The sequence below is a fragment of the Rubrivivax benzoatilyticus JA2 = ATCC BAA-35 genome, from assembly GCF_000190375.1.
Classification (GTDB): Bacteria; Pseudomonadota; Gammaproteobacteria; order Burkholderiales; family Burkholderiaceae_C; genus Rubrivivax; species Rubrivivax benzoatilyticus.
Window position 1 is genome coordinate 115086 of record NZ_AEWG01000074.1, and the last position, 23054, is coordinate 138139.

Annotated in this window: 22 protein-coding genes, 1 tRNA gene, 1 pseudogene and 1 riboswitch; of the genes and pseudogenes, 4 read left to right on the plus strand and 20 right to left on the minus strand. The window is 70.1% G+C overall.

Annotated features, from left to right (window positions below; genetic code table 11):
• Positions 1-45: 45 nt before the first annotated feature.
• Entirely contained in the window at positions 46-507 is a 462-nt protein-coding gene (locus RBXJA2T_RS20520; protein ID WP_193384725.1) for a hypothetical protein, read from the minus strand.
• Positions 508-566: 59 nt separating this feature from the next.
• Here RBXJA2T_RS20520 and RBXJA2T_RS08665 point away from each other — a divergent pair, with 59 nt between their 5' ends.
• Positions 567-1295: a helix-turn-helix transcriptional regulator gene (locus tag RBXJA2T_RS08665; protein WP_009856968.1), complete on the plus strand. Its 729-nt coding sequence runs from the start codon at positions 567-569 to the stop codon at positions 1293-1295.
• 506 nt (positions 1296-1801) lie between these two features.
• On the opposite strand, the gene RBXJA2T_RS08670 is transcribed toward RBXJA2T_RS08665, so the two are convergent.
• The 11 genes from RBXJA2T_RS08670 to RBXJA2T_RS08720 form a co-directional block, all read right to left on the minus strand.
• Positions 1802-2026: an FmdB family zinc ribbon protein gene (locus RBXJA2T_RS08670; RefSeq protein WP_009856969.1), complete on the minus strand. Its 225-nt coding sequence runs from the start codon at positions 2024-2026 to the stop codon at positions 1802-1804.
• 116 nt (positions 2027-2142) lie between these two features.
• Positions 2143-2219, minus strand: a tRNA-Pro gene (locus RBXJA2T_RS08675).
• A gap of 40 nt (positions 2220-2259) precedes the next feature.
• The gene (locus RBXJA2T_RS08680) at positions 2260-2697 is read right to left on the minus strand and encodes a MerR family transcriptional regulator (protein WP_009856970.1); all 438 of its coding nucleotides are present in this window, start codon (positions 2695-2697) and stop codon (positions 2260-2262) included.
• A gap of 33 nt (positions 2698-2730) precedes the next feature.
• Positions 2731-3090, minus strand: a complete 360-nt coding sequence (locus tag RBXJA2T_RS08685; RefSeq protein ID WP_009856971.1) for an integration host factor subunit alpha — start codon at positions 3088-3090, stop codon at positions 2731-2733.
• A gap of 19 nt (positions 3091-3109) precedes the next feature.
• Positions 3110-5518 carry a phenylalanine--tRNA ligase subunit beta gene (gene pheT / locus RBXJA2T_RS08690; RefSeq protein ID WP_029718360.1) on the minus strand — a complete coding sequence of 803 codons (2409 nt, stop codon included), beginning with the start codon at positions 5516-5518 and terminating at the stop codon, positions 3110-3112.
• Positions 5519-5533: 15 nt separating this feature from the next.
• Positions 5534-6589, minus strand: a complete 1056-nt coding sequence (gene pheS, locus RBXJA2T_RS08695; RefSeq protein WP_009856973.1) for a phenylalanine--tRNA ligase subunit alpha — start codon at positions 6587-6589, stop codon at positions 5534-5536.
• Positions 6590-6706: 117 nt separating this feature from the next.
• Positions 6707-7063, minus strand: coding sequence for a 50S ribosomal protein L20 (gene rplT, locus RBXJA2T_RS08700; protein WP_009856974.1), 357 nt, complete (start codon positions 7061-7063; stop codon positions 6707-6709).
• 30 nt (positions 7064-7093) lie between these two features.
• Entirely contained in the window at positions 7094-7297 is a 204-nt protein-coding gene (rpmI, locus tag RBXJA2T_RS08705) for a 50S ribosomal protein L35 (protein ID WP_009856975.1), read from the minus strand.
• Positions 7298-7435: 138 nt separating this feature from the next.
• Entirely contained in the window at positions 7436-7972 is a 537-nt protein-coding gene (infC, locus tag RBXJA2T_RS08710) for a translation initiation factor IF-3 (RefSeq protein ID WP_081467610.1), read from the minus strand.
• A gap of 87 nt (positions 7973-8059) precedes the next feature.
• A complete protein-coding gene (gene thrS / locus RBXJA2T_RS08715; protein ID WP_009856977.1) occupies positions 8060-9967 on the minus strand; it encodes a threonine--tRNA ligase in 1908 nt (635 codons plus the stop codon).
• A gap of 173 nt (positions 9968-10140) precedes the next feature.
• A complete protein-coding gene (locus RBXJA2T_RS08720) occupies positions 10141-11214 on the minus strand; it encodes a patatin-like phospholipase family protein (RefSeq protein ID WP_009856978.1) in 1074 nt (357 codons plus the stop codon).
• A 122-nt stretch (positions 11215-11336) separates the two neighbouring features.
• On the opposite strand from RBXJA2T_RS08720, the gene RBXJA2T_RS08725 reads away from it, so the two are divergent.
• From RBXJA2T_RS08725 to RBXJA2T_RS20685, 3 genes and pseudogenes are all read left to right on the plus strand, one after another.
• A complete protein-coding gene (locus tag RBXJA2T_RS08725; protein ID WP_009856979.1) occupies positions 11337-12857 on the plus strand; it encodes an OpgD/OpgG family glucan biosynthesis protein in 1521 nt (506 codons plus the stop codon).
• Positions 12858-13006: 149 nt separating this feature from the next.
• Positions 13007-14425: pseudogene (mdoH, locus tag RBXJA2T_RS20680) on the plus strand (glucans biosynthesis glucosyltransferase MdoH); the annotation flags it as partial.
• Positions 14426-14531: 106 nt separating this feature from the next.
• On the plus strand, positions 14532-15068 hold the full coding sequence (locus RBXJA2T_RS20685; protein WP_009856983.1) for a hypothetical protein: 537 nt from the start codon (positions 14532-14534) through the stop codon (positions 15066-15068).
• Here the strand turns inward: RBXJA2T_RS20685 and RBXJA2T_RS20690 are convergent.
• The 8 genes from RBXJA2T_RS20690 to RBXJA2T_RS08770 all read right to left on the minus strand — a co-directional run bounded on the left by RBXJA2T_RS20690 (position 15017) and on the right by RBXJA2T_RS08770 (position 23048).
• On the minus strand, positions 15017-17356 hold the full coding sequence (locus tag RBXJA2T_RS20690) for a Tex family protein (RefSeq protein WP_009856984.1): 2340 nt from the start codon (positions 17354-17356) through the stop codon (positions 15017-15019). The genes RBXJA2T_RS20685 and RBXJA2T_RS20690 overlap by 52 nt on opposite strands.
• An 86-nt stretch (positions 17357-17442) precedes the next feature.
• Positions 17443-18654 (minus strand): TIGR03862 family flavoprotein, encoded by a 1212-nt coding sequence (locus RBXJA2T_RS08740; RefSeq protein WP_009856985.1) that lies wholly within the window; start codon positions 18652-18654, stop codon positions 17443-17445.
• On the minus strand, positions 18647-19309 hold the full coding sequence (ribB, locus tag RBXJA2T_RS08745; RefSeq protein WP_009856986.1) for a 3,4-dihydroxy-2-butanone-4-phosphate synthase: 663 nt from the start codon (positions 19307-19309) through the stop codon (positions 18647-18649). The genes RBXJA2T_RS08740 and ribB overlap by 8 nt, the downstream gene beginning before the upstream one ends.
• A gap of 92 nt (positions 19310-19401) precedes the next feature.
• A riboswitch (FMN riboswitch) is annotated at positions 19402-19546 on the minus strand.
• A 40-nt stretch (positions 19547-19586) separates the two neighbouring features.
• On the minus strand, positions 19587-20498 hold the full coding sequence (locus RBXJA2T_RS08750) for an SDR family oxidoreductase (RefSeq protein WP_009856987.1): 912 nt from the start codon (positions 20496-20498) through the stop codon (positions 19587-19589).
• A complete protein-coding gene (locus RBXJA2T_RS08755) occupies positions 20495-20947 on the minus strand; it encodes a GNAT family N-acetyltransferase (RefSeq protein WP_009856988.1) in 453 nt (150 codons plus the stop codon). The genes RBXJA2T_RS08750 and RBXJA2T_RS08755 overlap by 4 nt, the downstream gene beginning before the upstream one ends.
• Positions 20944-21954 (minus strand): NADP-dependent oxidoreductase, encoded by a 1011-nt coding sequence (locus RBXJA2T_RS08760; RefSeq protein WP_009856989.1) that lies wholly within the window; start codon positions 21952-21954, stop codon positions 20944-20946. Before RBXJA2T_RS08760 ends, RBXJA2T_RS08755 begins: the two co-directional genes overlap by 4 nt.
• A 15-nt stretch (positions 21955-21969) precedes the next feature.
• On the minus strand, positions 21970-22758 hold the full coding sequence (locus RBXJA2T_RS08765; RefSeq protein WP_009856990.1) for an SDR family oxidoreductase: 789 nt from the start codon (positions 22756-22758) through the stop codon (positions 21970-21972).
• Positions 22758-23048, minus strand: a complete 291-nt coding sequence (locus RBXJA2T_RS08770; protein ID WP_029718357.1) for a Dabb family protein — start codon at positions 23046-23048, stop codon at positions 22758-22760. Before RBXJA2T_RS08770 ends, RBXJA2T_RS08765 begins: the two co-directional genes overlap by 1 nt.
• Positions 23049-23054: the final 6 nt, after the last annotated feature.

Genomic DNA, 23054 nt, shown 5'->3' on the forward strand with positions numbered 1-23054 from the left:
TCTGTTCGCGCCGGAATGAGGCGAACGGAGCGTGTGGGCCGCGGCTCAGCAGGCGACGGATGCGCGCTGGCGCCGGGGCGATCGCACACGCGCCGGCTCGGCCTTCGCCGGCGAGTGGTGGCGCACCATGCGCAGGATGGTGCACACGGTTTCGCACCACGGCAGTTCGTGTGCCAGGCGGTTGAGGGCGACCATCGCCGACAGCCCCTCTTCGGCCGGCGCGGTCGCGCCGACGCAGCGCAGGTTGGACTCGATCCCGTTGGGATCGCTGAGCACCACCACGCCGGGCCGCAGTTCGGTCCAGCTCCATGTCGCGGCCACCTCGACGCCTTCGAGCGTGGCAGCCCACACGGTGTCGCCTTGCCAGCGGCCCTGCTCGTCACGCGGCGCGCGCACCCGAGTTCCCATGTGCCACCACGCCGGCCATTCGGCGGGGTCGTCCGGCATGTACCATTCACGGATGGGCCACATCCGGATCATCCAGGGTTCGACGCAAACGGTGCCCATTAGATGACGATCTGCAAAGGAATTCGCCGGCAAGGGCGCGACGATGCGCCACGGTCGGCATGTTGGTCACGGCGATGAGATACCGGGATTTTCTGGACATTGGCACCGCGAGCGATCACGCGACGTTCAAGTCGCGGCTCGTGAGCTTTGCCCAGAATCTCGACTTCCAGATCGTCCAGGCCGTGCTGATGATCAAGCGCCCGTCGCAGCCGTCCGTCGTCTCGCGCCTGAGCAACCTGCCGTCGGACTTCGCCGAGGCGTCGATGGACGAGGCGGACTCGCGGCGCGACCCGGTGCTGCAGCGCCTGCGCACCGCGAGCGTGCCCTTCGTGTACGACCAGACGACGTACGTCGAGGCCGGCGCCGGCGACCTCTGGGAAACGCAGGCGCGCTACGGGTTCCGCACCGGCATCTCGATGTCGCTGCACATGCCCGGCGGCCGCCAGTTCCTGTTCGGCGTCGACCGCGAACAGGCATTGCCGGCCGACGAGCGCGAACTGATGCGCCTGATGGCCGACCTGCAGCTGCTGGCGGTGCACGCCCAGGAGACTGCGGCGCGGGTGATGATGCCGAAGCTCGACAGCCTCCCGAAGCGTCCGAAGCTCACGCCGCGCGAACGCGAGGTGCTGCAATGGACCCGCGAGGGCAAGTCGGCATGGGCGATCGGCCAGATCCTGTCGATGAGCGAGCACACGGTGGTGTTTCATCTTCGCAATGCGATGACGAAGCTCGAGGTCTCCAGCAAGCACAGCGCGGTGCTGAAAGCCATGGAGATCGGGCTGCTCTGAGGCCTCGGCACGCGAGAGCCTCCCGGTTGGCGAAAAAAGAGGCGTCGCCCATGACGGGCGACGCCTGACGCGAGTGCGCTGGAGGGACGAACGCTCCCGCATCGAAGGCCCGGGTCGTGATCACCAGCACTTGCCGGGCGCAGAAAACATTGCGCGCTGAAAACCGATGGCGCCGGGAGCGAAATCCCGCCGAATTCCATCGGGTCAGCACCGCAATTCAATAATCAATCAGAGGCCGCCGGTGCGAGGGAAGCCCAGGATTTCAGCAATGATGTCCCACATGATCGTCTCCCGATTAAGCCTTGCGGCTGCCAATTCAGTGAGACGAATTCCACCAGCGGAACGCCGTTTCCGGTCCTCCAAACCTTTGCAGGTATGACCCGCAGACGCGCGCCGGCGCCGCCCGACGTCTGGTGACGGGGCGCTGCCAGAGGAGGTGCACCCCGCGACTCAGGGGCGGCGGATTGCGACGAGGGGCCTGAGCCGCCCGCCTGCGGCGGCCGGGCTCAGTCGAAGGCGCAGGAACCCGGGCCGCCGGCGCGGCCGCAGCCGGCGCACGGGTTCGGCATCGGTGCGGGCGCATGGGCTTCGGACTTGCCCGCGGCGAAAACCGACAGCTGTTTGTCCAGCGCCGTCGAGTGGCAGTGCGGGCATTCGGGAACAGTGTCCGAGCGCACCAGCGTCTCGAAGCGCTGGCCGCAGTCCTGGCAGGCGTATTCGTAGATCGGCATCGTCAATCGTCCAAATCGAGCGCAAGGCCGCACCGGCGCGAATGGAAAGACGCGGCACAACTGGCGGCCCAAGCAAAAGGCCCGGTATCTTGCGATACCGGGCCTCGGCTTATCAATGGTCGGGATGGCGGGATTCGAACTCGCGACCCCTTGCACCCCATGCAAGTGCGCTACCAGGCTGCGCTACACCCCGACGAAGCCCTGCAGTATACCTCAGGGAATGCGCTTGTGAATCATGGCGTCAGCAACTCGCGGATCGACAGCAGTTCGGCCCGCAGATGCGACACCCCGTCCGACCAGTCCGCAGCCGTCGCGAGCTCGGAGTCGACCGCCTCGGCCGCCGGATCGGCGGCGCCCTCGAACTCCGCCGGCACCGAGCCGTCGATGGCGTCGAGCGCGGCGGCACGCGCTGCCGGATGGCCGTCGGCCAGCCGGTTGCGTGCGCCGCTGATCGTGAAGCCCTGGTCGTAAAGCAGCTCGCGGATGCGCCGGATCAGCAGCACCTCGTGATGCTGGTAATAGCGGCGGTTGCCCCGCCGCTTCATCGGCTTGAGCTGCGTGAACTCCTGTTCCCAGTACCGCAGCACATACGGCTTGACGCCGCACAGCTCGCTCACCTCACCGATCGTGAAGTAGCGTTTGGCAGGGATGGAGGGGAGCGTTTTCTCCATTGAAAACAACAGGATCGACGCGGGATCGAGACTTTACTCGAAGTCCACCTCGGCCGGCGTGTCGCCCTGCACGATCGCCTTCAACTTGTGACTCGCGTGGAAGGTGACGACGTTGCGCGCCTTGATCGGGATGAGCTCGCCGGTGCGCGGGTTGCGGCCCGGGCGCGGCGCCTTGCGGCGGATGTTGAAGTTGCCGAAGCCCGAGAGCTTGACGTCGTCGCCTTCGACGAGCGTGCCGTGCACGATCTCGAAGAAGGCTTCGACCATGTCCTTGGACTCGCGCTTGTTCAGGCCCAGACGGTCGAACAGCAGGTCGGCGAGCTCGGCCTTCGTGAGGGTCGGCGTCTCCAGCGACGGCAGGATGACGCGTTCCTTCGGTGCGGTGTCGGTCATGTCGGATCTCGGCTAGGGCTCAGGTGCGAAGACGCGCGCCGCAGGCGGCCTGCACGCGCTCGACGGCGGCGGCGACGGCCGCTTCGATGCGCTCCTCGGTCAGTGTCGCGGCCGGGTCCAGCAGTTCCAGGCGCACGGCCAGGCTGCGTTCGCCCGCGGCCAGACCGCCACCCGGCTGAGCCGGCTTGTACAGGTCGAACAGCGTCGCCTGACGCACCAGGGCGTCGGCACGCAGGGCGGCGATCAGCGCGTCGTGGCGCACGCCCTCGCCCACCACCAGCGCCAGATCGCGCCAGACGGACTGCTGGCGCGACAGCGGTTCGACGTTCGGCAGCGGGCGCTCGAGCAGCGCCGCAGCCTCGAGTTCGAAGACCACCGGAGCCTGCGGCAGCTCGTAGGCCTGGCGCCACTTCGGATGCAGCTCGCCGACGAAACCGACGGCACGGCCGTCGACCTCGACGCGCGCGCAGCGCCCCGGGTGCAGCGCCGGGTGCTCGGCGGCGACGAAGACCGGCTTGCGCGGCGCGAACAGCGCCTCGACATCGGCCTTGACGTCGAAGAAGTCGACCGGGCGCTCCTTCTGCCCCCACTGCAGCGGCGCGACGCCGCCGTAGGCCAGGCCGGCCACACGCAGCGGCTGGGCGACGCCGGCCACGGCCAGCGGGCCGTCGACCGCCGCCGGGTCGCGGCGGAAGACGCGGCCGATCTCGAAGACCCGCACGCGCGTCGTCTTGCGCGCCAGGTTGCCGCGCAGCACGGCGACCAGGCTGCCGATCAGGCTCGAGCGCATCACCGCCAGCGGCGCGGAGATCGGGTTCAGCACCTTGATCGGGTCGGCATTGCCGGCCAGCTCGCGCTCCCAGCGCTCCTCGACGAAGCTGAAGTTGATCGTCTCCTGGTAGTCGAGTGCGGCGACCGCACGCTGCAGCGCCGACGCGCTGCGGCGCGCCTCGGGGCGCACGCGCGCCGTCACCGGCGCCTGCGGCGGCGTCGCGGGCAGCTTGTCGTAGCCGACGACCCGCGCGACTTCCTCGATCAGGTCTTCCTCGATCTTCAGGTCGAAGCGCCAGCTCGGCGGCGTCACGGTCAGGCGGCCGGGTTCTTCGCTGAATTGCAGTCCCAGGCGGCGGAAGACCTCGGCGCACTGCGGCTGCGTCAGCGGCAGGCCGGTGACCTTGGCGGCACGCTCGACACGCAGCGTCACCGGCTCGGCCTTCGGCAACGCCAGCGTCTGGTCGTCCATCGGGCCGGCTTCGCCGCCGCAGATGTCGATGATCAGCTGCGTGATGCGTTCGATGTGCTCGACGGTCAGCGCCGGGTCGACGCCACGCTCGAAACGGTGGCCGGCATCGGTGCTGAAGTTGTAGCGCCGCGAACGGCCCTGCACCGCCTCGGGCCACCAGAACGCGGCCTCGACGTAGACGTTCTTCGTGTCGTCGGACACCGCGGTGGCGTCGCCGCCCATGATGCCGGCCAGCGACTCGACCTGCACCGCGTCGGCGATGACGCCGACCTTGGCATCCACGGTGATCGTGTTGCCGTTGAGCAGCTTCAGCGTCTCGCCTTCGTGGCCCCAGCGCACGACCAGCTTCTCGTGGATCTTGTCGAGGTCGAAGATGTGCGACGGGCGGCCGAACTCGAACATCACGTAGTTCGAGATGTCGACCAGCGCGCTGACGCTGCGCTGGCCGCAGCGCGCCAGGCGGTCGACCATCCACTGCGGCGTCCTGGCCTTCGTGTCGACGCCGCGCACGACGCGGCCGGAGAAGCGGCCGCACAGGTCGGCGGCCTGCACCTCGACCGGCAGGCGCTGGTCGTGCGCCGGCACGACCGGCGCGATGGCCGGCGTCACCAGCGGCGTGCCGGTCAGCGCCGAGACCTCGCGTGCGATGCCGTAGACGCTCAGCGCGTGCGCCAGGTTGGGCGTGAGCTTGAGCGTGAAGACGGTGTCGTCGAGCTTCAGGTATTCGCGGATGTCGGTGCCCACCGGCGCGTCGGCCGGCAGTTCGAGCAGGCCGCCGTGCTCGTCGGCGATCTTCAGTTCGCGCGCCGAGCACAGCATGCCGAAGCTCTGCACGCCGCGCAGCTTGCCGACGCCGATCTTGAACGGCTTGCCGTCCTCGCCGGGCGGCAGGACCGCGCCGACGGTGGCCAGCGGCGCCTTCAGGCCGGCGCGCGCATTGGGCGCGCCGCAGACGATCTGCAGCGGCTCGGCGGCGCCGATGGACACCTTGCAGACACGCAGGCGGTCGGCCTGCGGATGCGGCTCGGCTTCGAGGATCTCGGCGACGACGATGCCGCTGAACGGCGGCGCCACCGGCGCCAGGCTCTCGACCTCAAGGCCGGACATGGTCAGCAGGTCAGCGAGCTGTTGCGTGCCGAGCGGGGGGTTGCAGAACTCGCGCAACCAGGATTCTGGGAACTGCATGCGGCTCTCGTCGGGTCAGCGGAACTGGGAAAGGAAGCGCAGGTCGTTGTCGAAGAACAGGCGCAGGTCGGGCACGCCGTAACGCAGCATGGCCAGGCGATCCGGACCCATGCCGAAGGCGAAGCCGATGTGGCGCTCGGGGTCGAGGCCGAAGTTGCGCACGACGTTCGGGTGCACCTGGCCGGAGCCGGCGACCTCGAGCCAGCGCCCGGCCAGCGGGCCGCTGCGGAAGGCGATGTCGATCTCGGCCGACGGTTCGGTGAACGGGAAGAACGACGGCCGGAAGCGCACGTCGAAGTCGTCGGTCTCGAAGAACTGGCGGATGAACTCCGAGAAGACGAACTTCAGGTCCTTGAAGCTGACGTTCTCGCCGATCCACAGGCCTTCGCACTGGTGGAACATCGGCGAGTGCGTCGCGTCGCTGTCGACGCGGTAGGTGCGGCCGGGGGCGACGACTCGGATCTCGGGGATGCTCTTGCCGGCGGCCAGATCGGCAGCGTGCTTGGCGGCGTGGGCACGTGCGTAGCGCACCTGCATCGGGCTGGTGTGCGGACGCAGGTTCAGCCAGCGGCCCTGCTCGTCCTTCAGGTCGACGTAGAAGGTGTCCTGCATCGAACGCGCCGGATGGTTCTCCGGGTTGTTCAGCGCGGTGAAGCTCATCCAGTCGGTCTCGATCTCGGGACCCTCGGCGACGTCGAAGCCCATCGAGCCGAAGATCTGCTCGATGCGCTCGATGACGCGGCTGACCGGGTGCAGCCCGCCGACCGAACGCCCGCGGCCGGGCAGCGTGACGTCCAGCGCCTCGGCGCGCAGCTGCGCGGCGAGTTCGGCTTCGGCCAGGCGCTCGCGCGCGGCCGTCAGCTCGGTCTCGATGCGGGCCTTGGCCTGGTTGATCTCGGCGCCGAGCGTCTTCTTCTGCTCGGGCGGCAAGGCGGCCATGCCCTTCAGCAGCTCGGTCACGCGACCGCTCTTGCCGAGGTAGCGCGCCTTGGCGTTCTCCAGTTCGGCCGGGTTGGGCGCCGCGCCGAAGTCGGCAACGGCAGCCTGCACCAGCGATTCGAGGTCGTTCATGTCGGCAGGATCTGCGGAGAGCCGGCGCCCACGGTGTCGGCTCGAGAAAACAAAAAGGCCGCCTGCAAGCTGACGGCCTTTGGAACGCTCATGCCCCGGCGAGCCGGGGCTTGCCGGTCAAGCGAGCTGGGCCTTCACCTTCGCCACGATGGCGCCGAAAGCCGCCGGGTCCTTGACCGCCAGATCGGCCAGGACCTTGCGGTCGATGTCGATCTGCGCCTTCTTCAGGCCGGCCATGAACTTGCTGTAGGTGATGCCGAGCTCACGGCTCGCGGCGTTGATACGCGCGATCCAGAGCTGACGGAACACCCGCTTGCGGGTACGACGGTCGCGGTAGGCGTACTGGCCCGCCTTCATCACCGCCTGCTTGGCGATGCGGAAGACGTTCTTGCGACGGCCACGGAAACCCTTGGCGAGGGCCAGGATCTTCTTGTGGCGGGCGTGGGCGGTTACACCGCGTTTGACGCGAGGCATTGTGTGGCTCCTTGTGCGTGCGTAAGAAGATTACAGGCCGGCGAAGGGCAGCATCGAGGCGATGTGGCCCATGTCGGTCTCGTGCACGTTCGCGGCGCCGCGCAGGTGGCGCTTACGGGTCGTGCTCTTCTTCGTCAGGATGTGGCGCTTGAACGCCTGGCCCCGCTTGACGGTGCCACCCGGACGCACGCGGAAGCGCTTCTTCGCGCTGCTCTTGGTCTTCATCTTGGGCATGACTGCTCCTTCTAAGTGACCCCTGCAGGCGTCGCCGGAAGAATCCGGCGTGCTTGTCGGCCTGCAGCGGCTTCTGCTCCCCCGCCGCGGTGACCGACCGCGGCGGCGGAATTCCATCAACTCAAACGGCCCGCGCCTTCACTTCCGCTTGGGCGCCAGCACCATGATCATCTGCCGGCCTTCGAGCTTGGGCATGTGCTCGACGACCGCCACGTCCGCCAGCTCGTCGCGGATGCGCTCCAGGAGACGCATGCCGATATCCTGGTGCGTGATCTCGCGGCCGCGGAAACGCAGCGTGACCTTGCCCTTGTCGCCGTCCTCCGCGATGAAGCGGCGCAGGTTGCGCATCTTGATCGCGTAGTCGCCTTCGTCGGTACCGGGACGGAACTTGACTTCCTTGACCTCGATGACCTTCTGCTTGGACTTGGCTTCGGCAGCCTTCTTCTGCTCCTGGTACTTGAACTTGCCGTAGTCCATCAGCCGACACACCGGCGGATCCGCAGTGGCCGCGATCTCGACGAGATCGACGTCCAGCTCGCCAGCCATGCGCAGGGCCTCCATCGTCGGGACGATGCCCAGGGGTTCGTTGTCGACCCCGTTCAAGCGCACCTGCGGCGCCATGATCTCCCGATTCAGCCTGTGCTTGCGCTCCGCGTTGGGAGTGCGGCGATCCATGAACGTAGCGATGTGTCAACTCCTCGAGCGGCCCGAAGGCGACGGGCCGTCAATCCAAGACGTAGGTGCGGGCGGCGCGGGCAAGGCTCATACCTTGGCGGCGATGTCGCTGGCGATCTTCTGCTGGAAGTCTGCGAGAGGCATCACGCCGAGATCGAGGTTGCCCCTCGCGCGCACGGCAACAGCCCCGTTTGCCTTCTCCTTGTCACCGACGACGAGGATGAACGGGGCCTTCTGCACAGAGTGCTCGCGGATTTTATAGTTGATTTTCTCGTTGCGCAGGTCCAGGTGCACTCGCAGCCCCTGCTTTTGCAGCGATTTCGCCACTTCGGCGGCGTAATCGGCCTGGGAATCCGTGATCGACGCCACCACCGCCTGCACCGGCGCCAGCCAGACCGGCAACGCGCCGGCGTGCTGCTCGATCAGGATGCCGATGAAACGCTCGAGGCTGCCGACGATCGCCCGGTGCAGCATCACCGGGTGGCGGCGCGAGCCGTCCTCGGCGACGTACTCGGCGTCCAGCCGCTCGGCCATCGAGAAATCGACCTGCATCGTGCCGCACTGCCATTGGCGACCGATCGCGTCCTTCAGCGTGTACTCGATCTTCGGGCCGTAGAACGCGCCATCGCCCGGGGCGATGACGTAGTCGCAGCCCGAGCGCTTCAGGCTCTCGATCAGCGCCTCCTCGGCCTTGTCCCAGATGGCGTCGCTGCCGATGCGCTTCTCGGGCCGCGTGGCGACCTTGTAGAGGATGTCGGTGAAGCCGAAGTCGCGGTAGACCTTCTGCAGCAGCGCCGTGTAGGCCACGCACTCGCCCAGGATCATGTCCTCGGTGCAGAAGATGTGGCCGTCGTCCTGCGTGAAGCCGCGCACGCGCATGATGCCGTGCAGGCCGCCGGTGGGCTCGTTGCGGTGGCACTGGCCGAACTCGCCGTAGCGCAGCGGCAGGTCGCGGTAGCTCTTGATGCCCTGCTTGAAGATCAGGATGTGGCCGGGACAGTTCATCGGTTTCAGCGCGTAGTCGCGCTTCTCCGATTCCGTCGTGAACATGTTCTCGCGGTACTTGTCCCAGTGGCCGGTCTTCTCCCACAGCGCCTTGTCCAGGATCTGCGGGCCCTTGACCTCCTGGTAGCCGTTGTCGCGGTAGACACGGCGCATGTACTGCTCGACCTCCTGCCAGACGGTCCAGCCCTTGGGGTGCCAGAACACCGTGCCGGGCGAATGCTCGTCGAGGTGGAACAGGTCGAGCTCGCGGCCAAGCTTGCGGTGGTCGCGCTTCTCGGCTTCCTCGAGCATGCGCAGATAGCCCTGCAGCTCGTCCTTGGTCGCCCAGGCCGTGCCGTAGATGCGCTGCAGCTGCTCGTTGTTCTGGTCGCCGCGCCAGTAGGCTCCGGCCACCTTCATCAGCTTGAAGTGCTTGAGCCGGCCCGTGCTCGGCACGTGCGGGCCGCGGCACAGATCCTCGAAGTCGCCTTCGCGGTACAGCGAGACGTCTTCGTTGCTCGGGATGCTGCCGATGATCTCGGCCTTGTAGTCCTCGCCCAGGCCCTTGAAGTAGGCCACGGCCTCGTCGCGCGGCAGCACGCGGCGCACGACCGGCTCGTTCTTGGCCGCGAGTTCGGCCATGCGCTTCTCGATCGCCGCCAGGTCTTCCGGCGTGAACGGGCGCTTGTAGGCGAAGTCGTAATAGAAGCCGTTTTCGACCGTCGGGCCGATCGTCACCTGGGCCTCGGGGAACAGCTGCTTGACCGCGTAGGCCAGGAGGTGGGCCGTCGAGTGGCGGATCAGCTCCAGCGCGTCGGGGTCCTTCTCGGTGACGATCGCGAGCTGCGCGTCGCGTTCGATGCGATAGCTCGTGTCGACCAGCTTGCCGTCGACGCGGCCGGCCAGTGCGGCCTTGGCCAGGCCGGCGCCGATCGAGGCGGCGACGTCGGCGACCGTCAGCGGCGCCGGGTATTCACGCCGGGAACCATCCGGCAGGGTGATCTGGATCATGTTCAACCTCGGGAAATGAAAAAGCGCGGAGCCAGGCCGCGCTTTGTCCGGAGAAAGGGAATCGCGGGACGCGCGGGGCTCAGACCTCGGTGGTGAACGGGGTAGTCCGCGGTGTCATAACCGTCATGCCTTTCTCGCCCTTGTTGGGTTGATGGGAACGGGCATTTTAGCCCTCATGCAAGCGCCGCAGCGTCGATCGTGCGCCCGGAAGCCACCAGCTCGGCGAATTCGTCGGCCAGGCGGCGGCTCTCGTCGACTGCGCGGCGCCACACGCGCACGCGGCCCGCAAGGTCGTCGCCGTAGGCCTTGAAGTCGGCGCGGTCGGGCAGCTTGCCGTTCGGCAGCGAGGCCACCCACTCGGGTGTCGGCGCCAGGACGACGACGTTGTCGAGCAGCGGTGTCGCGCGATGGCGGCGTTTCCAGGCCTTGTCCAGCCAGCCGGGCACGACCTGTGGCTGGAAGTGCGGGTACAGCACCAGGCCGTCGGTCATCGCCGCGTAGCCCAGGTGCAGGTGGTAGTCGGTGATGCCACCGTCCCAGTAGGCGCCGCGCGGGCCACCCGGCACGTCGTGCACGGCGTCGAGCCAGAACGGGATCGAGCAGCTGGCCAGCACCGCCGGCGCGAGGTTGTGCGGTGTCAGCGCGCAGACCCGGCTCGGATAGTCCGACAGCGCGAACGGCAGCGCGTCGCGCGGGTCGCTGAAGACGACCCGCTCGATCCAGCCGCCCAGCGCTCGCCGGCTGGCGGCGTTGGCGACGAAGGCGCCGGCGTAGCCGATCGGCGTGCGCCAGCGCCCTTCCCGCCGCAGGACATGGCGGCCGCGACTCGTGAAAACGTGCAGCCGAAAACGCGGATGCGACAACACCTCGTCAGCGCGAACACCCAGTCGTGCGTTGACGGTCTGTCCGAATGATTCGCTGACCTGCCGCTTCGTCGGCGGCCGGCCCGGTTCGTGCTCGTAGTGTTGCGTGATGTAGTCCTCGGCCAGAGTCGCCAGCGCCCCGTCGGCGTCGGGCAGGCAGGCCGAAGCCAGTCTCCAGGAGCCGATCGATGCGCCCAGAAGGTGCACGGTCTCCGTCGTGTCACGCAGCCAATGCCCGAAAATGAACCGGTCGAGCGGAATGAGCACCAGACCTTTCGGCCCGCCGGCGGCACCCGGCATCACCCGGACGTCGGTGGCCCGCAGGCCGCGTTCCTGGAGTGCACGCCGTGCGCGTGGCCCGGCGAAGAGTTGCAAAGCACGCATGGGCCGCGATGCTAGGGCAGGTCTTGTTGCCATCGCTCACGGCCCGATACGCCCGCACCCCGCGACACGCGGCGGTTGCGACCCTATGTTCCAAGGCAATGCAAATTGAAGCGACGTCCGTGATGCGCCGCAGCGGCTGGCTGCGTGCCCTGACGACCCTCGTGGTCGCCGCCTCCTCCCTGACGGCCGGCCAGGCCGGCGCCTTCGGCCTCGACGATGTCGCCCGCGACGCCGAAGCCCTGGCGCGCCAGCCTTACCGGGAACCGGCGCCGCTGCCGGCCGAACTCGCCCAGCTCAGCTACGACGACTACCGCAAGGTCCGCTTCCGCCCCGACCAGGGCCTGTGGCGCGCCGAGGCCCTGCCCTTCGAGCTGCAGTTCTTCCACGTCGGCCGCGGCTTCACGCGGCCGCTGAAGCTGATGGAGATCGTCGACGGCCAGGCCCGGCCGCTGGAGATCCCGCGCGCCGCGTTCAGCGACGAAGGCGTGCTGCCGCCGTCGGAGGTGGTCTCCGGCATCGCCGGGCTGCGTGTGCACCACGCGCTGAACACGCCGAAGGTGATGGACGAGCTGATCGTCTTCCTCGGCGCGAGCTACTTCCGCGCGCTGGGCGCCGGCCAGCGCTACGGCCTGTCGGCACGTGGCCTGGCGGTGGACACCGCCGGCGGCAGCGGCGAGGAGTTCCCGGCCTTCACCGCCTTCTGGCTCGAACGCCCGGTGCCGGGCGCGCAGACGCTGCGCCTGTACGCCCTGCTCGACGGCCCGCGCGTGGCCGGCGCCTACCAGTTCGACGTCAAGCCCGGCGCGACGACCATCGTCGACGTGCAGGCCCGGCTGTGGCTGCGCGCGCCGGTCGCGACGCTGGGCATCGCGCCGCTGTCGAGCATGTTCCTGCACGGAGAGAACCAGCCGGTGGCCGACGACTACCGCCCCGAGGTACACGACTCCGACGGCCTGCAGATCGCCACCGGCGACGGCGAGTGGATCTGGCGTCCGCTGACCAACCCGAGGCGAGGCGCCTTCGTCACCTCGTTCGCGCTGAAGTCCCCGCGCGGTTTCGGCCTGCAGCAGCGTGACCGCAGCTTCACCAGCTACGAAGACCTCGAAGCCGCCTACGAGCGCCGCCCCAGCGTCTGGATCGAGCCGCTCGGCGACTGGGGCGCCGGCCGTGTCGAGCTGCTGCAGTTCCACACGCCCGACGAAACCCACGACAACATCGCCGCCTACTGGGTGCCGCAGACGCTGCCGCCCCCGGGACAGCCGCTGGCCATCGGCTGGCGCATGCACTGGGCCGCCGATGCCGCGACGCAGCCGCCGGGCGCGCGCGTCGTGCAGACGCGTTTCGGCCACGGCTACCGCGAGGCGCCGATCCCGCCACAGCGCCTGCAGTTCCACCTCGACTTCGACGGCCCGGCGCTGGCCGGACTGCCGGCCGACGCCGCCGTCGAGGCGGTCGTCAGCGGCAATGACAACGCGCGTGCGCTGCGCGCGGTCGCTTATCCCAATCCGGCGCGCGGCGGCTGGCGTGTCTCGATCGATGTCGAGCGCGCCGATGCCGGCCGCGCCCTCGAGCTGCGTGCGTTCCTGCGCCTGGGCGACCGCACGCTGTCCGAAACCTGGTCCTACGCCCTCGCACCCCAATGAAAACCACTCTACGCACCGCACCCCCGGTCGCGCGTTCGCCGATGCGACCGCACCCCTGGTTCGGTTTCCTGCGCGGCCTGCTGTTCGCCGCGATGCCCGGCATGAGCTACGGCGCGGTGCCACGCGACACGCCCTGGCTGGCCGCCGCGATGGCGCGCCGCCGGCTGCTGCTGGCGCTGGTGGCGGCGTTCGCCGTCGCCGCCTGGTCGCTGACACCCGAGGGCACGCCATGGCCGCAGGCGCTGCTGCAGACGCTGCTCTTCGCCTGGGTGGCGATCGGCTTCGTCACCGCGCTGATGGGCGGCTGGGTGATGCTGCGCGGCGACCCGCACGCGCTGACGCTCAAGCGCCCGCACGCGCCGATCGACCGCGGCGCACGCACCGCGGTGATCATGCCGATCTGCAACGAGGACATCACCACCGTGTACGGCGGCCTGCGCGCGACCTGCGAGTCGCTCGCCGCCACCGGGGCGCTGTCGCTGTTCGACATCTACGTGCTGTCGGACACCGCCGACCCGAAGCTGCGCGCGGCCGAAGTCGCCGCCTGGGAGCGGCTGCGCACGATGCTGGGCGACGGCGAGGTCGACGGCGGCGCGCGTGTCTTCTACCGCTGGCGCCGCCGGCGCACCAAGCGCAAGGCCGGCAACGTCGCCGACTTCTGCCGCCGCTGGGGCTCGCAGTACCGCTACATGGTCGTGCTCGACGCCGACAGCACGATGAGCGGCCGCACGCTGGTCGACATGGTGCGGCTGATGGAAGAGAACCCGCGCGCCGGCATCGTGCAGTCGCTGCCGACGGCGCGGGCGCAGGACACGCTGCACTCGCAGCTGCAGCAGTTCGCCACGCGGGTCACCGGCCGGCTGTTCTCGCTGGGCATGGCCTTCTGGCAGCTCGGCGAGTCGCACTACTGGGGCCACAACGCGATCATCCGCGTCGAAGCCTTCATGACGCACTGCGCGCTGGCGCCGATCCCGGGCCGCGGCGGCCTGGCCGGCGAGATCCTGTCGCACGACTTCGTCGAGGCCGCGCTGATGCGCCGCGCCGGCTACGAGGTCTGGCTGGCGCCGCAACTCGACGGCTCCTGGGAGCAATACCCGCCCAACCTGCTGGCCGAGCTGCAGCGTGACCGCCGCTGGTGCCAGGGCAACCTGCAGAACGCGCGCCTGGTCGCCGAACCGGGCTGGCGCCCGGCGCACCGCGCGATGTTCGTCACCGGCGCGCTGTCGTACGCGATCGCGCCGCTGTGGATCGGCTTCGTCGTGCTGGGCACGCTGCTGGACCCGCCGGAGATGTCGCACGACAGCGCCGTCGTGCTCTGGGTCATGACCGCCGTGCTGCTGCTGATGCCGCGCGTGCTGGGTGTCGTCGCGGTGCTGGCCGCCGGCCAGGCGCGCCGCTTCGGCGGCACCGCCGCGCTGCTCGCCAGCTCGGTGCTGGAACTGCTGGCCTCGGCGATCCAGGCACCGCTGCGCATGCTCGCCCACACGACCTTCGTCATCGGCGCGCTGACCGGGCTGAAGCTGGAATGGAAGTCGCCGCCGCGGCAGGCCGGCACGGTCGCCTGGCGCGACGCCGCGGTCAGCATCGGCCTGATGTCGCTGCCGCTGCTGGCGCTGGCGGTGCTGGGCCAGCGCAGCGGCGAGATCGGGGGTCTGGCACCTGGCGCCGCTGGTCGTGCCGCTGCTGCTGGCGGTGCCGTTCACGGTGCTGACCGGCAGCGAGGCCGTCGGCCGCGCAGTGCGCCGCGCCGGCCTGCTGCTGACGCCGGAAGACCGCGAGCCGCCGCGCCCGGTGGCACGCGCCGCCGAGAACCGCGGTTTTGCCGACCTCGTGCCGCCGCCGGTGGTCAACGCCGCCCGCAGCGCAGCCGCTGCCATCGGCCGGCCGCGCGCGGTGATGGCCACGGGCATGGCCGCGCTGGCGGTGTTCGTCACGCTGCCGCAGACCGGCATCACGCCGCAGCTGTCACCGGCGCTGCAGGCCCAGCGCGACATCTTCGCGCTGATGCGCTCGTCGCCGATCAGCGTGCCGCAGGTGCAGCTGGAGCCCAGCCCGGTGGCCGTGCGTCTGGACGCCAGCTACCGCCCGGCGGCGCGCATCGACGACGACATCCGCCGCCGCGCGCTGGAGGCCGTCCAGCGCGCCCAGGGCCAGGAGAACTACGAGCGCTTGGTCAACAACTTGGCGAAGGCCGCGGCCATCGCGCCCTGACCCTGCTGCTGCGCGGCGGCCTGGCCGCCGCCGCGGGCACGCTCGTCGCGTCCCGCGGGCCGGTAGGCGTTGCCGCCGCGGTCCCCCGCCGGGCGCGGCGCCGCATCCAGCTTCATCGTCAGCGAGATGCGCTTGCGTGCCAGGTCGACCTCGAGCACACGCACCTTGACCGTCTGGCCGGTCTTCACGACCTCGCGCGCGTCGTTGACGAACTTGTTCGACAGCTGGCTGACGTGCACCAGGCCGTCCTGGTGCACACCCAGGTCGACGAAAGCGCCGAACTGGGCGACGTTGCTGACCGTGCCTTCGAGCACCATGCCCGGCTGCAGGTCCTTGATGTCCTCGACGCCTTCGTTGAAGCGCGCCACCGTGAAGTCGGGCCGCGGGTCGCGCCCGGGCTTCTCCAGTTCGGCGAGGATGTCCTTGACCGTGATGGCGCCGAACTTGTCGTCGGCGAAGAGTTCGGGCTTCAGCGTGCGCAGCACCTCGGCGCGGCCCATCAGCTCCTGCACCGGCCGGCCGGTGGCGGCCAGCATCTTCTGCACGACCGGATAGGTCTCCGGGTGCACCCCGGTCAGGTCCAGCGGGTTGTCGCCGTCGCGGATGCGCAGGAAACCGGCGGCCTGCTCGAAAGTGCGCGGCCCCAGGCCCGACACCTCCAGCAGCTGCTGGCGGTTGCGGAAGGCGCCGTGCGCGTCGCGCCAGCGCACGATGCTCGCCGCCACGGCCGGCGACAGCCCCGACACCCGCGCCAGCAGCGGCGCCGACGCGGTGTTCAGGTCGACACCGACGCCGTTCACGCAGTCCTCGACGACGGCGTCCAGCGACTTCGCCAGCCCGCTCTGGTTGACGTCGTGCTGGTACTGGCCGACGCCGATGCTCTTCGGGTCGATCTTCACCAGCTCGGCCAGCGGATCCTGCAGCCGGCGCGCGATGCTGACGGCACCGCGCAGGCTGACGTCCAGCTCGGGCAACTCCTTGCTCGCGTACTCGCTGGCCGAATAGACCGAGGCGCCGGCCTCGCTGACGACGACCTTGTCGATCTGGACGTCGGGCGCCATCTGGCGGATGCGTTTGATCAGGTCGGCGGCCAGCTTGTCGGTCTCGCGGCTGGCGGTGCCGTTGCCGATCGCGATCAGGTTGACGCCGTGCGTCGCCACCAGGCGGCCGAGCACGTGCAGCGAACCTTCCCAGTCGTTGCGCGGCTCGTGCGGGTAGACGGTCGAGGTGTCCAGCACCTTGCCGGTGTCGCTGACGACGGCCACCTTGACGCCCGTGCGGATGCCCGGGTCCAGGCCCATCACGACACGCTTGCCGGCCGGCGCGGCCAGCAGCAGGTCGCGCAGGTTGTCGGCGAAGACCTTGATCGCCACGCCTTCCGCTTCCTCGCGCAGGCGCGAGAACAGGTCGCGCTCCAGCGACAGCGAGAGCTTGACCTTCCAGGTCCAGGCGACGGTCTTGCGGATCAGGTCGTCGGCCGGGCGCTTGGCATGGCTCCAGCCCAGGTGGCGCGCGATGCGGCCTTCGGCCCGCGAGGGCTGGCCGGGCACGAGTTCCTCGTCCAGCACCAGCTTGGCGTCCAGCCACTCCTGCGTGCGGCCGCGGAACACGGCCAGCGCGCGGTGGCTGGGCACGGTGCGGATCGGCTCGGCGTAGTCGAAGTAGTCGCGGAACTTGGCGGCGTCGGCGTGGTTGCCGTCCTTGCCGTCGACCAGCTTGCTCTGGAACAGGCCTTCGGCCCAGAGCCATTCGCGCAGCTGGCCGACCAGCACCGCGTCTTCGGCCCAGCGTTCGGCGAGCAGGTCGCGCACGCCGTCGAGCACCGCGTGCGCGTCGGCAAAACCGCCGTCGGCGTTGATGAAGGCGGCGGCCTCGGCCAGCGGCTCCAGCGTCGGGTCGGCAAAGAGCTTGTCGGCCAGCGGCTCGAGGCCGGCTTCGCGCGCGATCATGCCCTTGGTGCGGCGGCGCGGCTTGTACGGCAGGTACAGGTCTTCCAGTTCCTGCTTGGTCGGCGCGGCCTCGATGGCGGCGCGCAGTTCGGGCGTCAGCTTGCCTTGTTCGTCGATGCTCTTGAGCACCGCGGCGCGGCGCTCCTCCAGCTCGCGCAGATAGGCCAGGCGGGCCTCCAGTTCACGCAGCTGGACGTCGTCGAGGCCGTCGGTCGCCTCCTTGCGGTAACGGGCGATGAACGGCACCGTGGCGCCGCCGTCGAGCAGTTCGACCGCGGCCAGCACCTGCGCCGGGCGAACCTTCAGTTCGGCGGCGATCTGCAGAACGATCTTGTCCAAAAGCAAAGTCCGGGAAAGCGAAAGGCGCGCAGTTTAATGGCCGGCCGTGACCGCCCGCCGGCGGTGGCCACGGCCGGCGCGAGGGCTCAGCGCGACAGCCAGCGCGCGGCGCCGTCACCCGCCGCGAGCCCGGTCGTGAAGCAGCCGGTCAGCAGATAACCGCCGGTCGGTGCCTCCCAGTCGAGCATCTCGCCGGCGACGAAGACGCCCGGAAGCGCGTGCAGCATCAGGGCGTCGTCGACGGCACCGAGGCGCACGCCGCCGGCGCTGCTGATCGCCTCGGCGATCGGCCGCGGCGCCGTCACCGGCACCGGCAAGGCCTTGATCGCCGCGGCCAGCTTGTCGACGTCGTGCTGATCGGCCTTGGGCACCAGCTCCCACAGCAGCGCGGTCTTCACGCCGCCCAGGTTCAGGCGCGACTTCAGGTGCGAGGCCAGCGAGCGGCTGCCACGCGGGTGCGCCAGTTCGCGCCGCACCCACTCCAGCGGCCGCGCCGGCAGCAGGTCGAGCTCGAACACCGCCCGGCCGTCGCGCGCGATCGCATCGCGCAGCGCGGCCGAGAAGGCGTAGACCAGGCTGCCTTCGACGCCGGTCTCGGTCAGCACGAATTCGCCCGGGCGGCGCTCGCCGCCGAAGGTGATGGCCACCGACTTCAGCGGCTCGCCGGCGTGGCGCGTGCGCAGGAACTCGCTCCAGGCGACGTCGAAACCGCAGTTGGACGGCGCCAGCGGCGCGAGTTCGACGCCACGCGCTGCCAGCCAGGGCCACCAGGCGCCGTTGCTGCCCAGGCGCGGCCAGCTGGCGCCGCCCAGCGCCAGGATCGTGGCGTCGGCGCGGCGCGTCACCGGCCCGGCCGGGCCGTCGAAGGCCAGCGCGCCGTCATCGCTCCAGCCGGTCCAGCGGTGGCGCATCTGGAAGACGACGCCGGCCGCACGCAGCCGGTGCAGCCAGGCGCGCAGCAGCGGCGCGGCCTTCATCTCCGCCGGGAAGACGCGGCCCGAGGTGCCGACGAAGGTCGACACGCCGAGCCCGGCGGCCCAGGCGCGCAGCGCGTCAGCGCCGAAAGCCTGCAGCCGCGGCGCCATCCAGCCGGCGGCCGGGCCGTAACGCGTGACGAAACGCTCGAAGGGCTCGGAGTGCGTCAGGTTCAGCCCGCCCTTGCCGGCGAGCAGGAACTTGCGCCCCGCCGAGGGCATCGCGTCGAAGACCTCGACACGGTGCCCGGCGGCGGCCAGGCGTTCGGCGGCCATCAGTCCGGCCGGGCCGGCACCGATGACGACGGCCAGGCGATCAGCCATCGGCCCTCCCCTGGCGCCACTGCACGAGGTCCTCGATGGACAGCGTCGGCAGCCCGTGCAGCGCGGCGAAGGCCTCGATCTGGGCGCCACGCGCCATGCTGCCGTCGGGGTTCATCAGCTCGCAGAGCACCGCGGCGCGTTGCAGGCCGGCCAGGTCGCAGAGCTCGATCGCGCCTTCGGTGTGGCCGCGGCGCTGCAGCACGCCGCCAGCTTCGGCACGCAGCGGGAAGACGTGGCCGGGGCTGACCAGCGCGTTGGCACCGGCACCGGGCGCGGTGGCGGCACGCACCGTCGTCAGCCGGTCGGCGGCGCTGACACCGGTCGTGACGCCGTCGCGCGCCTCGATCGACACGGTGAAGGCCGTGCCGTGGCGGCTGCCGTTGTGAACGACCATCGGCGCCAGGCGCAGCCGCGCTATGGCCTCGGGCGGCAGGCACAGGCAGACGATGCCGCTGCATTCGCGGATCAGCATCGCCATCGTCGCCTCGGTGAGGTGTTCGGCGGCGACGATCAGGTCGGCCTCGTTTTCGCGGTCGTCGTCGTCGACGAGCAGCACCGGGCGGCCGGCGCGCATCGCCGCCGCGGCGGCAGCCAGCCGCTGGCGCAGCGTGGACGGAGAACCGGCCAGCGCCGGGGTGTGGACAGAGTGATTCATGTGGAGACGCTCCTTCGAGTGGGATGGAGACGTTCCAGGGACGCCTGCGCGCCGCCACGCCGCAACCAGCCGGAGCCGGGCGCGGCACAGCGGCACGTCTTCTTTCATCCGGACTGTGACCGTCGGCCCTGGCTTCGCACCAGGTCTGCTGACCCCGGCTTGCGCCGGGCGCTCGCGGGCTCGCGGCCGGAGCCGCCTACCGCCGGTGGGGAGTTCCACCCCGCCCTGAAGACGTGTGCCGGCACCATGCCGGCGCCCGGACTGTAACCGCTGCCGCTCAGCCCCGGCCGCGCAGCGCCGCGCGCAGCTGGTCGCCGACCTGGGGTCGGTCGGCGAAGGCGTCGCTCGGGTTACGCCCGGCGACGAGGTCGTCCAAACGCTGGCGCACCGAGCCCAGCGTCTGCGGATGGCTGAAGACGTAGAAGCGGTTCTCGTCCATCGCGTCGAAGACCCACTGCGCGACGTCGGCAGCGCTGACCTTGCCGCCGGTGACGGCTTTTTCCATCATCGCCTGGGCGACCATCTGGCTGCGTGTCGGCCGGCCGTCGGCGGCCAGCTCGGGCGGGCGGTGGCGGCCGCTCTCGTGGATGCCGGTGGGCACGAAGAACGGGCACAGCACGTGGGCGTGCACACGTTCGGCGACCAGCGACAGGTCCTGGTACAGCGTCTCGCTGAGCGCCACGACGGCGTGTTTGCTGACGTTGTAGACGCCCATGTTGGGCATGTTGACGAGGCCGGCCATGCTGGCGGTGTTGACGACGTGGCCGCGGTAGCCGGGGTCGGCTTTCGCCGCTTCCAGCATCGCCGGCACGAAGACGCGCACGCCGTGCGCCACGCCCATCAGGTTGACGCCCAGCACCCATTCCCAGTCGCGCGCCGACTGCTCCCAGATCAGCCCGCCGGCACCGACGCCGGCGTTGTTGAAGACGAAATGCGGCGTGCCGAAACGCTCGAAGGTGGCCGCGGCCAGCGCCTCGACCTCGGCCGCCTTGGCGACGTCCAGCCGGAACGGCAGCACCTCGGCGCCACGGCCACGCAGCTCCTCGGCCGCGGCCTCCAGCGCGGCGGCCTGCAGGTCGGCGGCGACGATCCTCATGCCGCGTGCGGCAGCGATGCGCGCGGTCTCCAGCCCGAAGCCGCTCGCGGCGCCGGTGATGACCGCGACGCGGCCCTGCCAGTCGGTGTTCATCGGGGGCTCCTCAGCAGCATTTCGAGGTGGGGGATGTCGTCTTCGAGATAAGGCTCGCCGACCGGCTCGAAGCCGAAGCCGGCGTAGAAACGTTCGAGGTGGGCCTGGGCGCTGATGCGGATGCCCTGCCCCGGCCACGCCGCCAGACAGCGCGTGACGCCCTCGGCGACCAGCGCGCGGCCCAGCCCGGTGCCGCGGCGCTCGGCCGAGCTGATGACGCGGCCGATCGACGGCTCGGCGTACTTCAGCCCCGGATCGACGACACGCAGATAGGCCTGCAACACGCCGGCGTCGTCGCGGCCGAGCAGATGCCAGCAGTGCCGGTCGATGCCGTCGGGGTCCAGGTACGGCCCTTGTTCGAGGATGAAGACGCGGCAGCGCAGCGCCAGCGCGTCGTAGAGGTCGTCCAGGCGCAGGTCGTCCCAGCGCAGCCAGTGCCAGTGGATCAAACGAGTTTCACCAGTTGTTTGCCGAAGTTGCGGCCCTTCAGCATGCCGAGGAAGGCCTCGGGCGCCGCGGCCAGGCCGTCGGCGATGCTCTCGCGGTACTTGATCGTGCCGCCGGCCACACCCGCCGCCAGTTCGCGCAGCGCCTCGGGCCAGTCGCCCATGTGTTCGCTGACGATGAAACCCTGCACCGTCAGCCGCGACTGCAGGATGAGCTGCGGCCAGGTCATCGGGATGGGCTGGCCGTCGTAGCCGGCGATCATTCCGCACAGCGAGATGCGGCCGAAGTCGTTCATTCGCAGCATCGTCGCGTCCATCACCGCGCCGCCGACGTTCTCGAAGCACCCGTCGACGCCGTCGGGAGCGGCGTCGCGCAGCGCACGTGCCAGCGAGCGTGCGTCGGCGTGTTCGCGGTAGTCGATGCAGGCGTCGAAGCCCAGTTCGTCGACGACGTAGGCGCATTTGGCCGCTCCGCCGGCATAACCGACGACGCGGCAGCCGCGCGCCTTGGCGAGCTGACCGACGACGCTGCCGACCGCGCCGCTGGCGGCGCTGACGACCACCGTCTGCCCGGGCTTGGGCGCGATGATGCGCACCAGCCCGTACCAGGCGGTGACGCCCGGCATGCCGACGGCGCCCAGATAGGCCGACAGCGGCAGCCGCGTGTCGACCTTGCGCAGCATGCCGGCCGCGCCGCCGTCGACCACCGAATAGAGCTGCCACCCACCCATGCCGACGACCGCATCGCCGGCGGCGTAGCCCGGGTGGCGGGAGTCGACGACCTCGCCGACCGTGCCGCCGATCATCACCTCGCCCAGCGGCTGCGGCGCGGCGTAGCTCTTGGAGTCGTTCATGCGGCCGCGCATGTACGGATCGAGGCTCAGGTAGTGGTGGCGCACGAGCACCTGGCCGTCGGCCAGCGCCGGCAGCGGCGCCTCGACGAAGCGGAAGTTGGCGGCCGTCGCTTCGCCCTGCGGGCGCGAGGCCAGCACGATCTGCTGGTTGTTCATGTCGTCTCCTTCGGCTTAGCCGGCATGCACGGCGCTGACACCGCCGTCCACCGCCAGCACCTGGCCCGTGATGTGTTTGCCCGCCGGGCTGCACAGCAGCAGCGCGGCGCCCTTCAGATCGTCGTCGTCGCCGATGCGGCCCAGCGGCGCGGCGGCGGCCAGGCGCTGTTCGCCGACCGCTTCGAGCGTGCCGCGTGTCATCTTGCTCGGGAAAAAACCCGGCGCCAGCGCGTTGACGTTGATGCCGTGGCGGCCCCATTCGCCGGCCAGCGTGCGCGTGAAGTTCACCACCGCGCCCTTGCTCGTGCCGTAGGCGATGAACTGCATGTTCAGGCTGCCGGCCAGCCCGGCGATCGAGGCGACGTTGACGATGCGCCCCGAACGGCGCGGGATCATGCTGGCGCGTGCCACCGCCTGCGAGAACAGGAACAGGCTGCGCACGTTCAGGTCCATGACCTTGTCCCAGGCGTCGAGCGGGTGGTCCTCGGCCGGCGCGCCCCAGGTGGCGCCGGCGTTGTTGACGAGGATGTCGATCGGCCCCAGGCGCTGCAGCGTCTCGTCGACGACGTGCTGCACGTCCTCGGGGCGGCTGGCGTCGCCGGCGACCCAGCGCGCGTCGATTCCCCGCTCGGCCAGGCGGGCGACGGCCTCCTCCAGGTCGGCCGCCTTGCGCGAGGTCAGCATCACCTTGGCGCCGGCTTCGCCCAGCGCCTCGGCGATCTGCAGCCCCAGGCCGCGCGAGCCGCCGGTGACGAGCGCGACACGTCCGTCGAGGCGGAAGAGGTCCATCACCGGCGTGCTCATCAGCCCTCCGTCGTGTAGTCGAGCACGTGGCGCGTCTGGCGCAGCGTGCCCAGGATCTTGGCCACCGCCTGGTGATGCGGGTGGTTCTGGTAGGCGTCCAGCGCGGCGGCGTCGGCGAAGGTCGAGTCCAGCAGAACGTCGACGTTGGCCTCGCAGCCCGGCTCGGCGATCGCGGCGCGGAAGTGCAGCATGCCCGGCACCAGCGCCGCGCAGGAATCGAGTTCGGCCTTGAAGCGCGGCGCGTCGGCCTTGTCCTTCAGGGTCCACATCACCAGGTGTCGTACAGCCATCGTTCG